Below are 12,946 nucleotides of genomic sequence, written 5' to 3'. Positions count from 1 at the left end.
ACCGTGCACAAGCTGATGGGCTGGAGGCGACCATGTCCGGCGGAATGAGCTTCGAACTGACCGAGGATCAGCAGCTGATCCGCCAGTCGGTCGCCGAACTCGCGGCGAAGTTCGACGACCACTACTGGATGACCAAGGACCAGGCGCACGAATTCCCGCAGGAGTTCTACGACGCCATCGCCGGTGGCGGCTGGCTGGGCATGACCATCCCCGAGGAGTACGGCGGCCACGGACTGGGCATCACCGAGGCCACCATCCTGGCCGAGGAGGTGGCGCGTTCGGGCGGCGGGATGAACGCCGCCAGCTCCATCCATATGTCGATCTTCGGCATGCAACCGGTGGTGGTCTTCGGCTCGGATGAGATGAAGGCCGAAACCCTGCCCCGCATAGTCAATGGCGACCTGCACGTGTGTTTCGGTGTCACCGAACCGACGGCGGGCCTGGACACTTCGCGTATCACCACGTTCGCCAAGCGTGACGGCGGCGACTACGTGGTCAACGGCCGCAAGGTATGGATCTCCAAAGCCCTTGAGTCCGAGAAGATCCTGCTGCTGACCCGCACCGAGTCACGGGAAGATGTGGAAAGGCGAGGCGGCAAGCCCACCGAAGGGCTGACGCTGTTCCTCACCGACATCGACCGCGACCACGTCGAGATCCGCCCGATCACCAAGATGGGCCGCAACGCGGTGTCCTCCAACGAGGTGTTCATCGACGACCTGCGAATCCCGGCCGAACACCGGATCGGCGAAGAGGGCAAGGGCTTCTCCTACATCCTGCACGGGCTGAATCCGGAGCGGATGCTGATCGCCGCCGAAGCGCTCGGCATCGGCCGGGTCGCGCTGGATCGTGCGGTCAAGTACGCCAACGAGCGCGTGGTATTCGACCGGCCCATCGGCATGAACCAGGGCATCCAATTCCCACTCGCCGACTCGCTGGCCCGCCTGGACGCCGCCGAACTGATCCTGCGCAAGGCCACCTGGCTCTACGACAACGGCAAGTCGTGCGGCCGGGAGGCCAATATGGCCAAATATCTGTGTGCCGATGCCGGTTTCGCGGCCGCCGACCGGGCGCTGCAGACCCACGGCGGGATGGGCTACTCCGAGGAATACAACATCTCCCGGTTCTTCCGCGAGTCCCGCCTGATGAAGATTGCCCCGGTCAGCCAGGAGATGATCCTGAACTTCCTCGGCTCGCACGTGCTCGGCCTGCCGAGGAGCTACTGATGGCCGCACCGCTGGCCGGCATCACCGTGGTGGCGCTGGAACAGGCGGTGTCGGCGCCGATGTGTACCCGGGCCCTGGCCGACTTCGGGGCGCGGGTCATCAAGGTGGAGAACCCCGACGGCGGCGATTTCGCCCGCTACTACGACGACGTCGTCAACGGCCAAGCGGCGCACTTCGTCTGGGTCAACCGGGGCAAGGAGTCGGTGACCCTGGACCTGAAAAGCGAAGCGGGCCGCGATGTCCTGCACCGCCTGCTGGACCGCGCCGACGTGCTGGTGTCCAATCTCGCGCCGGGCGCCACCGCGCGCCTTGGGCTGTCCACCGAGCAGATGGCGCAGCGGCACCCGAACGTGATCGCTGTCGAGATCGACGGCTACGGCACCGGCGGACCCCTGTCGCACAAGCGGGCCTACGACCTGCTGGTGCAGGCCGAGTCGGGGGTGTGCTCGGTGACCGGCAATCCGGGCGCCCCGGCCAAACCGGGCCCGCCGGTCGCCGACGTCACCACTGGCCTGTACACGGCACTGTCGATCATGGCTCTGCTAGTGGGTCGCAACGGAGCAGCGGCCCAACCGGATTCGCCGGCGCCGTCGATCAGCGTGAGCCTGTTCGACACCATGGCTGAGATGATGGGCTACCACCTGACCTACGCCCGGCACTCCGGGATCGACCAGCAGCCGCTGGGCATGAGCTCACCGGCGGTGGCGCCCTATGGCGCCTATCCCACTGCCGACGGTCACACCGTGGTGCTGGGCACCACCAACGACCGCGAATGGCAGCGGCTGGCCCGGGAACTGCTGGGCCGCAACGACCTCGCCGACGATGCCCGCTTTGCCGGCAACGCCGACCGGGTGGCGAACCGCGGCGTTCTGGACGAGGCGATCGCCGCGTGGTGCGCCCGTCACGACCTGGCCCACATCCAGGACGCCGCCGACGCCGCCGGGATCGGCAACGCCCGCTACAACACCCCCAGTGACGTACTGGCCCACCCGCAACTGGCCGAACGCGACCGCTGGCGCAGCATCGACACCCCGGCCGGACCGATCCCGTCACTGCTGCCGCCGCCGGTGATCTCCGGCTACCAGCCGCCGATGGGTGCCGTGCCGGGCCTGGGCGAGCACACCCACGCGGTGCTGGCCGAGCTGGGTCTGACCGACGAGGAGATCGGCGACCTGCGCGGCCAGGGTGTTCAACGGCAGGCCGGGCGCTGATGGCTGCCGACGAACCGGTGTTGCTGTGCGCCGACCGCGACGGCGTGCGAACACTGACGCTGAACCGCCCCGCACGCAAGAACGCGATCAACCCCGCGCTGTGGCGCGCGCTGCGCGACGCGCTGCGCAAAACCGCCGATGACCCCGCACTGCGGGCACTGGTGATCACCGGCGCCGGCGGGGCCTTCTGCTCGGGTGCCGACATCGGCAGTGGAGACGACGCCCACCCGGTGGAGAAGTTGCGTCGGCTCTCCGACGTCGCACTGGCCCTGCACGAGTTGACCATTCCCACCATCGCGAAAGTGACCGGAGTCGCGGTGGGGGCTGGCTGGAACCTGGCGCTGGGCTGCGACCTGGTGGTGGCGACACCGGAATCGACGTTCTGCCAGATCTTCTCCAAGCGCGGGCTCTCGATCGATCTGGCCGGATCCTGGTTGCTGCCCAAGATCGTCGGACTGCAGCAGGCCAAGCGGCTGGCACTGCTGGCCGAGACCATCGACGCCGGCGAGGCACTGGCGCTGAACCTGGTGACCTGGGTGGTGGGTGCCGGCGAGATCGACGCATTCGTCGACGACCTCGCCGACCGACTGGCCGCCGGCCCACCGCGGGCGCTGGCACAGACCAAGGCGTTGCTCAATCAGGGCGCCGACGCCACCCTGCCCGAAGCCCTGGCCAATGAGGCCCGGGCCCAGATCCTGAACTTTGCGGGCACCGACGCCGCGGAGGCCTATGCTGCGTTCGCCGAGAAGCGCCCGCCGCGCTTCACCGGCGGGTGGCCGCCGAAATCAACGAGATCGGAGTAGTCAGATGCGACCCACGGTGATCGTCGGAGCGGTGCGCACCGCTGTCGGAAAGCGCAACGGCGGGCTGGCCGGCGCGCATGCCGCGGACCTGTCGGCGATCGTGCTCAACGAACTGATGGAGCGCACCGGAACCGACCCCGGCACCGTCGACGACGTGGTGTGGGGTTGCGTGTCGCAGGTGGGCGATCAGTCCTCCAACATCGGCCGGTATGCGGTACTGGCGGCCGGCTGGCCAGAGCACGTCCCGGCGACCACGGTCAATCGGGCCTGCGGCTCGAGTCAGCAGGCGTTGGACTTCGCCGTGCAGGCTGTGATGTCGGGCCAGCAGGACATCGTGGTCGCCGGCGGCGTGGAGGTGATGAGCCGGGTTCCGCTCGGTGCCGCCCGTGCCACCGGTGAACCCTTCGGCCCGAAAGCGCTTGCCCGCTATGACGGTTTTCAGTTCAACCAGGGCATCGGCGCCGAGATGATCTGCCAGAGGTGGGCCTTTGACCGCACCAAGGTCGATGAATATGCGGCGCGTTCCCACGAGTTGGCTGCCGCCGCGCAGGATGCCGGTGCGTTCCGCGATCAGATCGTCCCGGTGGCGACTGACGGCGGTGTGGTCGACACCGACGAGGGCATCCGCCGCGGCACCACCGTCAGGAAGCTGGCCGAGCTCAAGCCGGCCTTCTGCCAGGACGGAGTGATCCACGCCGGCAACTCCTCACAGATATCCGACGGCGCCGCAGCGCTCCTGGTGATGAGCGAGGAGGAAGCCGCCCGGCGTGGGCTGACCCCGCTGGTGCGCTACACCGCCGGCGCGGTCACCGGCGCCGACCCGGTGCTGATGCTCACCGGGCCCATCCCCGCCACCGCCAAGGTGCTCGAGCGTGCCGGACTGAGCATCGACGAGATCGGCGTATTCGAGGTCAATGAGGCCTTTGCCCCGGTGCCGTTGGCGTGGCTGGCCGAGACTGGTGCCGACCCCAAGCGGCTCAACCCGCTCGGCGGCGCGATCGCGTTGGGTCACCCGCTCGGCGCGTCCGGGGCGGTGTTGATGACCCGGATGATTCACCACATGCGTGACCGCGGGATTCGCTACGGACTGCAGACCATGTGCGAGGGCGGCGGTACCGCCAACGCCACGATCGTCGAGCTGGTCGGTTAGGGGACTGTTCATGCGCCGCGACCTGTTCACGCAAGACCACGAGGCATTCCGGGCGTTGGCCCGTGACTTCGTCGAGAAGCACGTGGTGCCCGAATATCCCAACTGGGAGAAGGCCGGCCGGATGCCCCGCGAGGTGTTCGAGCATCTGGGTTCGTTGGGGATGCTGGGCATGGCCATCCCCGAGGAGTACGGCGGTGCGGGCGTCGAGGACTACCGCTACAACGTGGTACTGCAGGAGGAGGCGGCGCGTGCCCTGGTCACGCTGTCCACGGTGCGCACCCAACTCGAGGTGATCCTGCCGTACTTCCTGCACTACGCCAACGACGAACAGCGGGCACGCTGGTTCCCCGGCCTGGCGGCCGGCACGCTGCTGACCGCGATCGCGATGACCGAGCCCGGCACCGGATCGGACCTGGCCGGGATGCGCACCACCGCCGTGCGAGACGGTGACGACTACGTCCTCAACGGGGCCAAGACGTTCATCACCGGCGGCATCCAGGCCGATCTGGTGATCGTGGTGGCCCGCACCTCGACCGACCCCGACAACCGCCGCCGCGGCCTGACCCTGCTGGTGGTCGAGGACGGGATGCCCGGTTTCGAGCGCGGCCGCGAACTGGACAAGATGGGCTGCAAGGTCCAAGACACAGCCGAGCTGTCCTTCACCGACGTCCGGGTACCGGCGGCCAACCGGCTGGGGGAGGAGGGCGAGGCCTTCAGCTACCTGGGACACAACCTTGCCCAGGAGCGGCTCACGGTGGCCGTCGGATCGGTCGCGCAGGCCCGCTCGGCGCTGGTCGCCACCATCGACTACGTGCGCGACCGCAAGGTGTTCGGCTCGCCGGTCGCGGCGTTCCAGAACACCAAGTTCGAGTTGGCGGCGGTCTCCACCGAGATCGAGGCCGCCCAGTGCATGCTCGACCGGGCGGTCGCCGATCACGTCGAGGGAGTGTTGTCCGCAGCCGACGCCGCCCGCACCAAACTGTTCTGCACCGAGATGCAGGCCCGGGTGATCGATCGCTGTCTGCAGCTGTTCGGCGGCTACGGCTACATGATGGAGTACCCGATCGCCCGGCTGTACACCGACGCGCGCGTGGCCCGGATCTATGCCGGGACCAGCGAGGTCATGAAGATGATCATCGCCAAGTCGCTGGCGTTGTGAACTCGTAGCCAAAATTTGTCGGATGAGACCCTTGTCACAGTCGGCCTAACCAACCTACTGTGTGTTCACTTGGTTGGTTAAGCGAAGGAGACCGGTGACGTCACCGCGGCCATACGCCACCCTCCTCGCCAAAGGCGAGGACCGCAGACAGCGGATTCTGTTGGCGGCCGAACACCTATTGGCGCGCAACGGGTGGCGCAACACCTCGCTGGCGCAGATCGCCCGCAATGCCGGGGTCAGCGCGGCCGGCCTGTTGCACCACTTCGCGTCCAAGGAGCAGCTGCTGCACGCGGTGCTCGACGCCCGCGACGCCGACGACGACATCCACGCCGACCGCAGCGGCGACCTCATCGAAGAGATCCAGCGGGTGGCCGAGCGGTTCACCCGCGCGCCTGAGCTGGTCGGCACCTTCACGGTGTTGCTCGCCGAGAACGTCCTGCCCGAGGCGCCGCTGCATGACCGGATGCTGCACCGCTACCGCAGCGCGCTGGAGATCGTCGCCGACCTGATCCGGCGCGGCATGGACGAGGGCCGCTACCGCACAGACATCAACGCGACCGCCAAGGCCGCGGAGATTATCGCCTTTATCAACGGAATGGAGATGTCATGGCTGCTGGATCCATCAATACCCCTGACCGAAGTGTTCGCGGGGTACGCGGAAACACTGGCCCGCGATTTCGCTCCCCAGGAAAAGGACGGCCGCCGGTGACCGCGGAACAGGACATGCGCTACCGGTTCGACATCGTGGGCCGCAGCGTGGTCGACGTGGTGACGGCCGCCGGCGGCTGGCTCTACGACCGCGCGACGGCCGGTTGGGATGTCACCGTTTTGATCGACGACGCCGAGGACACCCGCCCCCTGGAGATCCTGGGGGCCAAGGTGCTCGACCTGCAGACGGTGCTCACCCAGTGGGAGCACTGGCCGCACCCCCAGACCATCGCGGTGTGCGCCGAGATGTTCGACGGCCACGCCCAGGTACGCCAAGGCGTGATCGACGCCCTGGAGCACAGCAGCACTGAGGTCACCCTGTGGGGCGACGTCCCGGCCGAGTTGGACAGCGACGTCGACGCCCGCCACCACCGGCTCAGCGCGGCAGCTCGCGCCTTCAAGGCGCAGGCGCTGCGCGCGGCCGGCATCGACCCGGCGAGTTTGCAGGCCCGGGACACCCACATCGAGACTTTCCGTTGCGGGCCGGCGGCGTGTACGTCGGTCGCGGCCGACCTGAGCCCAGCCAGTTGAGGGGCGCGGGCGGCGCGCGACCGACATGAGGCCTGACCCACCGGCACGCTCACTGGTGCTGGTGACCGACTATCGGGTGCCGGATCCGGCCAGGGTGTGGCCGCTGCTGCAGCGCCACCGCGACAACCTTGCCCGCCTGGGCGCCCATCACGTACTCGTCTATACCTCGACAGTGGATCCAGGCCGCGTCTTGGCGGTGATGGCGATCCACGCCGCGCAACCGGTGGTCGACCTGCTGCGCGATGAGGCCTTCATGGCCTGGTTCGACGCCGTCGGAGTCAGTGACATCCCGGCGGTGTTCGCCGGATCATTGGTGGAGCGCATCGATCTCGCCGATCCGGCGAGCCTCACCGAACCGGGCCTCACCGAACCGCCGGGTCCTTTCGGCGGTTCCGGTTTCACCTCGCCTCCGCCGGCCCGGGGGCCGACTCCGGCGAGCCTCACCGAACCGCCGGGCGTCGTCGTCGCGGCGGTGGCCGAAGTCGGCGACACCTCGGCGCTGATCTCCCACGTGCACGCCACCGAGAAGCACTTCACCGCAGCCGGAATCCGAAACATCCTGATATTTCAGGCCTTCGACAATCCGCGCGAGATCTTCATGCTGCAGGAGACCGACGACGAATTCGGCGCCGGACAGTGGATCAATGAGCCCGAGTTCGCCTCCGAGTGGATCACCCGAGCCGGCGTCGGGATCTATCCGCCGGTGTTCGTCGGCCGGCTGGCGCACCTGATGCGTGTCGGGCCCGAATCCGAAACGGCCGACGAGCCGGCGAGCTGAGCGCTCAGTCGCTGGCCGGGAGCGGCTTGGCTTCCTTGATGGTCAGCGGCACGGTACCGATGCTCAAGGTGCCGGCACCCGCCTTGGTCACCAGAACCTCGGCGCCGGCCTCGTCGACGTAGCGCTTGCCCATCACCGCACCCCCGGAGAAGTCCGGGTCCAGTACTGCTTCACTGGAAGCAGTGTCGTCCAGCGGCACCATCGGGGCGCCGCCGGCGCGCAGATCATCGAGGCTGTCGGCGGTCTTCACGACGATGACCTGGGTGTCGCAGACCTGGCTCTTCAGGCGGGTACCGGACTTGATCATTGCGCCCCTTCAGCATTGGTGTGCAGTGCTTCAAATTCAGTGACGAGTTCCCGGCGCAACACCTTGCCGGTCGGAGTGGTCGGCAACTCCGACCGGAAGACGATCCGGTCGGGGGTGCGGGATCCTCGCAACTGCTGCCGAACATACTCGCGCAGTGCGCCGGGATCCGGCGACACACCCGGTGCCGGCACCACCCACGCGACGATGATCTGCCCCCATTCCGGGTCGGGGGCGCCCACCACCGCGACGTCGTGCACCTCGGGGTGCTCGACCAATACGTCCTCGATCTCGGCGGGGGCGATGTTCTCCCCGCCCCGGATGATGGTGTCATCGGAGCGCCCGACGATGAACAGGTAGCCGTCCTCGTCAAGCACCGCGAGGTCGCGGGTGGGAAACCAGCCTTCGTCGTCGAGCACCGATCCGATGCCGGTGTACTTGCCCGAAACCTGTTCGCCCCGTACATACAACTCACCGGGCTGTCCGGCTTCGAGCACCCGGCCCTCGTCGTCACGGATGACGGCTTCGATGCCGGGCACCGGACGGCCGACCGAACCCAACCGCCTGCGAACGGCTTCCTCGGTGGAGGCATAGGCAGTCCGGTGGTCTTCGGGGGTCAGCACCGCAACCGTCGAACTGGTTTCGGTCAGGCCGTAGGCATTGACGAAGCCGACATCAGGCAGCAGATCCAGAGCCCGGCGCACCAGCGGCAGTGCCACCTTGGAGCCGCCGTAGGCGAGGTTGCGCAGGCTGGCCAGCGGGGTCGGGCGGGATTCCAACTCCGAGACGATGCGCTCCAACATCGTGGGGACCACGGTCGCGGTGGTCACCGCCTCGGTGTTGACCAGCCGGATCCACTCCGCAGCGCCGAACCGACGGAGATAGACCGCTTTGCGCCCGGCGTACAGATTGCTCAGCGCCGCGCCGACACCGGCGATGTGGTACGGCGGAACGCAGATCAGCGCGGCATCGCTCGCATCCGCGGAGCCGAACTCGACCGTCTGTGTCACGTAGCTGGTCAGGTTGTTGTGGGTCAGCTCAACGGCTTTGGGCTTGGACGTGGTACCTGAGGTGAACAGCACCACCGCCACGTCGTCGGGATCGGGCCACTGCACCACCGGGGTGGTGGTCTGGGCGCGGGCGTAGAAGGTGGCTGAGTCTATGACCTCGACGCCGATGTCGCCGATGACGTCGCGATACTCCTTATCGACCACGACCAGGGGCTGCGGCAGTCGCTCGATCAGCTCCCGCAGTGCCTGACCGCTGAGCCGGTAGTTCAGCGGTGCGAACGGCCGCCCGGAGCGCGCCGCGGAGAACAACAACAGCGGCAGCATGTCGCCGCCCATCCCGACGTAGGCCACGCTGGCGGCGCCGGACTCCTCGATCACGCCCGCCCCGGCGTCGGCAAGGGCGTTGAGTTCGGCGGTGGTGTGGCGCGTGCCCTCGCAGACCACAGCCACCCGATCCGGGTCTGCGGACACCGCCATCTCCAGCAGCAGTGAAATGCTCACCGTTCGGCCCTCGAAACCGCCATGAGAACGACATTATCAGTTTTGGGTATTTTCGATATCGTGCGGGCGGCTGCGAGCGCGCCGCTGAGTACGCTGACGTGCGACATGATCGCCACGGTCGACCTCGACGACGTATTGCCGGATGCCGCTGTGCCCGACGCCGCGCCCGGCGCCGGGATCGTCATCGCGACAGGTGCTCGATTCGACACTGCGCACGCCGAACACTGGCTGCAGCAGGCCACCTTCACCCTGTCCGAGACCGAGACGGCGGATCGGCGGGTGATCAGAGTCGACTCGGTGTCCGAGGCGCTCGCAGAGATCGCCGACCGCTGCGCGCGCCGGCCGCACGCCGCGGCGATCTGCGACGACGTGCTGCGCGCGCTGGACCCGGCAGCACCGGCCTGGTCCGGGCTGGTCACCGAGTCGCTGGCTTACTCGGCACTGCAAGCCGGCCCGGAGTTCGCCGACTGGCTGGCGGCGCGCGGCCCGGCCACCGCGCCGGAGGTCGCCGAACCCGTGCTGCTCGACCGCGACGGCGACACCCTGCGGCTGCGCTTCAACCGGCCGCAGCGTCACAACGCCTTCGACAACGCCACCCGGGCGGTGCTGCTCGACGGGCTCGCCGTGGCCGCCGCCGATCCCGCGATCGACGAAGTGGTGCTCAGCGGAGTCGGGCCGTCCTTCTGCAGCGGCGGCGACCTCGCCGAGTTCGGTGGGTTCACCGATGTTCCCAGCGCTCACCTGGCCCGCACCCGGCACAGCCCGGCGCTGGCGCTGGATGCGCTGACCGCGCGGCTGGGCGAGCGCTGCCGCGCCGAGATCCACGGCCAGGTGCTGGGCAGCGGCCTGGAGATGGCCGCCTTCTGCGGCCGGGTGCGCGCACACCCCGCCACGGTGCTGGGCCTGCCCGAGCTGAGCCTCGGGCTGATCCCAGGCGCGGGCGGCACGGTCAGCGTCACCCGCCGCATCGGTCGGTGGCGCACCGCCTATCTCGTCCTGTCCGGCCGCACCATCGACGCGGCGACCGCGCTGCACTGGGGCCTGATCGACGAGATCGCGTCGTGACTCTCGAGAAGGCCTGGGGGGACTCGGGGCTGGCCTGGCTGACCGGGCAGCCACATGGCAGCCCGGACTTCACCCGGGCCGCGGTGCTGCAGCGCGCTACGCAGGTGCTGGGCCGCTTCACCACCGCGACCGGTGTCGAGGCCGACGCCGCGCAGCTGCTGGCCGGCCGGGCCGGTCTGCTGGGCTGGACGCGTGCCGGGCGGATCTCGGCCGGGGGAGCCTCGCGGCTGCTGGCCGCAGCGGACGGGTGCTGGGCGCTGACGCTCGCCCGCCCCGACGACCTCGACACGGTGCCCGCTCTGATCGAAGCCGAGTGCTCCGATCTGTGGGCGGCGATCGCCGGATGGGCGCAGCGGCGATCGGCGGCCGAGGTCGTTCAGCGGGCGCGCCTGCTGGATCTGCCTGCCGCAGTGCTGGGCGAGACCGCTCCCGCTGCCCCGGTGATTCGGCGAGCCGGGGAGCTGGGCCCGGCCCGTGGGCTGCGCGGCGCGCTGGTCATCGACCTGACCTCACTGTGGGCCGGGCCGCTGTGCGGGCAGCTGCTGGCCCAGGCCGGGGCGACGGTGATCAAGGTGGAAAGTCCGTCGCGCCCGGATGGAACGCGCGCCGGCCCCAGCGCCTTCTTCGACTGGATGAACGGCGGGAAACTGTCCTGCGCACTGGATTTCGACCGCGATGCGGGCGCCCTGGCTCAGCTGCTGGCCGCCGCGGATGTGGTCTTGGAAGGTTCGCGCCCGGCCGCACTGGCCCGCCGCGGCCTGAGCCCCCTCGACGTGGCGGGCCGGCCCGGGCGGGTGTGGTTGCAGATCACCGCGCACGGCGCCGAGAGCGCCAGCGCCGGATTCGGTGACGACACGGCGGTTGCCGGCGGCCTGGTGGGTTACGACGACGGTGGCGAGCCGGTGTTCTGCGCGGACGCCATCGCCGACCCGCTGACCGGCATCGAAGCCGCTGCCGCGGTAGCCGATTCGATGGCCCGCGGTGGGGGCGAGGTGATCACGGTGGCATTGGCCGCCGTCGCCGCCACCTACGCCGCCCTGCCAGAACACGCTCGGGTCGGTGAGGTGCCGGCCCTGCCGCCGCCGCGGCCTCGCATCGAGACCATCGGGCCGGCGTTGGGGGCCGACAACGCCCGGATCGGCGAGCTGCTGGCGGCGCGGTGCTGATCCAGCGGGCGGTGCTGCTGGACGGCACACAAGTCGATATCCGGCTCGGCGACACCATCGAGGACATCGCCCCGGCATTGACGGCCTACCACGGCGAAGACGTCCTCGACGCGCGCGAGGCCATCGTCATCCCCGGACTGCACGACCACCACGTGCACTTGCGGTCGGCGGCGGCGGCGCTGGATTCGGTCTGCCTCGGCCCGCCGCAGGTGCGCACCCTCGACGAATTGGCGGGCGCACTCAAGGCCGCGCGCCCCGGTGTCGACGGTTGGGTGCGCGGCTACGGCTACCACGAATCAGTCGCCGGCGAACTCAACGCCGCACTGCTGGATCGGTTCTCACCGCACCTGCCGGTGCGGGTGGCGCACCGCAGCGGCGCGCTGTGGGTGCTCAACTCGGCCGGTCTGGCCCGCACCGGGATGAGCGACCAGCCCGACGGACGGCTGCTGCGCGCGCACGGCGATCCCGCTCCCGCACTCCCGCACCGCGAACCGCCCCTGTCCCGGTTGAGCCGGCAGCTGGCGGCCCGCGGTGTCACCGGAATCACCGACGCCACCCCCGGCCATGGCGACGCCGACATCGCCGCGTTCTCCGCCGCACGCGTCGCCGGTGACCTGCTGCAGCGGCTGCACTGCATGGCACCCGCCGGGGCCGCTGAAGCCCTCGGCGTCACCCTCGGGCCGGCCAAGATCATCCTCGACGACGCAACCCTGGATCTGGATGCATTGACAGAAGCGTTGTCCGACAACCACACCCGCGACCACGGCGTCGCAGTGCACTGCGTCACCGACGCCCAGCTCACGGTCGCCATCGCCGGGTGGCAGGCCGCCGGAGTGCACCGTGATGACCGCATAGAACACGCGGCGGTGGTGCCCGAGGACCGGCTGGTCGATCTCGCCGCGCTGGGAATCACCGTCGTCACTCAGCCCAACTTCATCGCCGAACGAGGTGACGACTATCTCGGCGACGTCGAACCTGAACGCCACCATGAGCTGTGGCGGGTTGCCTCTTTGCAGCGCAACGTCATTCCGGTGGCATTGTCCACCGACACGCCCTTCGGCGATGGTGATCCGTGGGCGGCCATGCGTGCAGCCGTGCACCGCGCCACGCCCAGCGGCGCCGTGCTGGGGGCGGGGGAGCGGATTTCGGCCCGTGCCGCCCTGGAAGGGTTCACCGGCCGTGCTGATCGGCCCGCGACATCGCGGCGCATCACCGTCGGTGAGCCCGGCGACCTGTGCGTGCTCAGCGGTGACCCGGTCGACCTCGACGCCGGCCTGGTGGCGGTGACGATCGTCGCCGGCACTGTGGTGTACGACGGTCGGTAGCCTGGCTAGATA

At 69.1% G+C, this 12,946-nt stretch carries 13 protein-coding genes; 11 read left to right on the top strand and 2 right to left on the bottom strand.

Annotation, left to right across the window (positions count from 1 at the left end):
• The first annotated feature begins 32 nt into the window (after nucleotides 1–32).
• The 8 genes from AWC18_RS06780 (at nucleotide 33) to AWC18_RS06745 (ending at nucleotide 7,563) form a co-directional block, all read left to right on the top strand.
• Nucleotides 33–1,223, top strand: a complete 1,191-nt coding sequence (locus AWC18_RS06780) for an acyl-CoA dehydrogenase family protein (protein WP_234784513.1) — start codon at nucleotides 33–35, stop codon at nucleotides 1,221–1,223.
• Nucleotides 1,223–2,434, top strand: a complete 1,212-nt coding sequence (locus AWC18_RS06775; protein ID WP_085138177.1) for a CaiB/BaiF CoA transferase family protein — start codon at nucleotides 1,223–1,225, stop codon at nucleotides 2,432–2,434. The genes AWC18_RS06780 and AWC18_RS06775 overlap by 1 nt, the downstream gene beginning before the upstream one ends.
• Complete coding sequence (locus tag AWC18_RS06770; protein ID WP_085138176.1) at nucleotides 2,434–3,237, top strand: enoyl-CoA hydratase/isomerase family protein; 804 nt, start codon at nucleotides 2,434–2,436, stop codon at nucleotides 3,235–3,237. Before AWC18_RS06775 ends, AWC18_RS06770 begins: the two co-directional genes overlap by 1 nt.
• Before the next feature lie 4 nt (nucleotides 3,238–3,241).
• Complete coding sequence (locus AWC18_RS06765; RefSeq protein WP_085138175.1) at nucleotides 3,242–4,387, top strand: thiolase family protein; 1,146 nt, start codon at nucleotides 3,242–3,244, stop codon at nucleotides 4,385–4,387.
• A 10-nt stretch (nucleotides 4,388–4,397) separates the two neighbouring features.
• The gene (locus AWC18_RS06760) at nucleotides 4,398–5,546 is read left to right on the top strand and encodes an acyl-CoA dehydrogenase family protein (RefSeq protein ID WP_085138174.1); all 1,149 of its coding nucleotides are present in this window, start codon (nucleotides 4,398–4,400) and stop codon (nucleotides 5,544–5,546) included.
• A 94-nt stretch (nucleotides 5,547–5,640) separates the two neighbouring features.
• A complete protein-coding gene (locus tag AWC18_RS06755; protein WP_085138173.1) occupies nucleotides 5,641–6,255 on the top strand; it encodes a TetR/AcrR family transcriptional regulator in 615 nt (204 codons plus the stop codon).
• A 14-nt stretch (nucleotides 6,256–6,269) separates the two neighbouring features.
• Nucleotides 6,270–6,785, top strand: a complete 516-nt coding sequence (locus AWC18_RS06750) for a hypothetical protein (RefSeq protein ID WP_207553307.1) — start codon at nucleotides 6,270–6,272, stop codon at nucleotides 6,783–6,785.
• A 25-nt stretch (nucleotides 6,786–6,810) separates the two neighbouring features.
• Complete coding sequence (locus tag AWC18_RS06745; protein ID WP_085138172.1) at nucleotides 6,811–7,563, top strand: fatty-acid--CoA ligase; 753 nt, start codon at nucleotides 6,811–6,813, stop codon at nucleotides 7,561–7,563.
• 4 nt (nucleotides 7,564–7,567) lie between these two features.
• On the opposite strand, the gene AWC18_RS06740 is transcribed toward AWC18_RS06745, so the two are convergent.
• Together AWC18_RS06740 and AWC18_RS06735 are read right to left on the bottom strand one after the other, a co-directional pair.
• Nucleotides 7,568–7,870 (bottom strand): hypothetical protein, encoded by a 303-nt coding sequence (locus AWC18_RS06740; protein ID WP_085138171.1) that lies wholly within the window; start codon nucleotides 7,868–7,870, stop codon nucleotides 7,568–7,570.
• Nucleotides 7,867–9,378 carry a class I adenylate-forming enzyme family protein gene (locus tag AWC18_RS06735; RefSeq protein ID WP_085138170.1) on the bottom strand — a complete coding sequence of 504 codons (1,512 nt, stop codon included), beginning with the start codon at nucleotides 9,376–9,378 and terminating at the stop codon, nucleotides 7,867–7,869. The genes AWC18_RS06740 and AWC18_RS06735 overlap by 4 nt, the downstream gene beginning before the upstream one ends.
• A 105-nt stretch (nucleotides 9,379–9,483) precedes the next feature.
• Between AWC18_RS06735 and AWC18_RS06730 the strand changes: the two genes are divergently transcribed.
• From AWC18_RS06730 to AWC18_RS06720, 3 genes are read left to right on the top strand one after another with little or no spacing between them, the layout of a single operon-like run.
• The gene (locus AWC18_RS06730; RefSeq protein ID WP_085138263.1) at nucleotides 9,484–10,443 is read left to right on the top strand and encodes an enoyl-CoA hydratase/isomerase family protein; all 960 of its coding nucleotides are present in this window, start codon (nucleotides 9,484–9,486) and stop codon (nucleotides 10,441–10,443) included.
• Complete coding sequence (locus AWC18_RS06725) at nucleotides 10,440–11,609, top strand: CoA transferase (protein WP_085138169.1); 1,170 nt, start codon at nucleotides 10,440–10,442, stop codon at nucleotides 11,607–11,609. The genes AWC18_RS06730 and AWC18_RS06725 overlap by 4 nt, the downstream gene beginning before the upstream one ends.
• Nucleotides 11,603–12,934: an amidohydrolase family protein gene (locus AWC18_RS06720; RefSeq protein WP_085138168.1), complete on the top strand. Its 1,332-nt coding sequence runs from the start codon at nucleotides 11,603–11,605 to the stop codon at nucleotides 12,932–12,934. Before AWC18_RS06725 ends, AWC18_RS06720 begins: the two co-directional genes overlap by 7 nt.
• Nucleotides 12,935–12,946: the final 12 nt, after the last annotated feature.

This window comes from Mycolicibacter nonchromogenicus (genome assembly GCF_002101775.1).
Lineage (GTDB): Bacteria > Actinomycetota > Actinomycetes > Mycobacteriales > Mycobacteriaceae > Mycobacterium > Mycobacterium nonchromogenicum.
Note: the sequence above shows the minus strand (reverse complement) of the source record. Positions and strands in the feature narration are given on the sequence as shown.

What these genes read in the sequence shown, in the direction of transcription:
- AWC18_RS06780 (WP_234784513.1), top strand. Translation starts at nt 33, where the DNA reads ATGTCCGGCGGAATGAGCTTCGAACTGACCGAGGATCAGCAGCTGATC.
- AWC18_RS06775 (WP_085138177.1), top strand. Translation starts at nt 1,223, where the DNA reads ATGGCCGCACCGCTGGCCGGCATCACCGTGGTGGCGCTGGAACAGGCG.
- AWC18_RS06770 (WP_085138176.1), top strand. Translation starts at nt 2,434, where the DNA reads ATGGCTGCCGACGAACCGGTGTTGCTGTGCGCCGACCGCGACGGCGTG.
- AWC18_RS06765 (WP_085138175.1), top strand. Translation starts at nt 3,242, where the DNA reads ATGCGACCCACGGTGATCGTCGGAGCGGTGCGCACCGCTGTCGGAAAG.
- AWC18_RS06760 (WP_085138174.1), top strand. Translation starts at nt 4,398, where the DNA reads ATGCGCCGCGACCTGTTCACGCAAGACCACGAGGCATTCCGGGCGTTG.
- AWC18_RS06750 (WP_207553307.1), top strand. Translation starts at nt 6,270, where the DNA reads ATGCGCTACCGGTTCGACATCGTGGGCCGCAGCGTGGTCGACGTGGTG.
- AWC18_RS06745 (WP_085138172.1), top strand. Translation starts at nt 6,811, where the DNA reads ATGAGGCCTGACCCACCGGCACGCTCACTGGTGCTGGTGACCGACTAT.
- AWC18_RS06740 (WP_085138171.1), bottom strand. Translation starts at nt 7,870, where the DNA reads ATGATCAAGTCCGGTACCCGCCTGAAGAGCCAGGTCTGCGACACCCAG.
- AWC18_RS06730 (WP_085138263.1), top strand. Translation starts at nt 9,484, where the DNA reads ATGATCGCCACGGTCGACCTCGACGACGTATTGCCGGATGCCGCTGTG.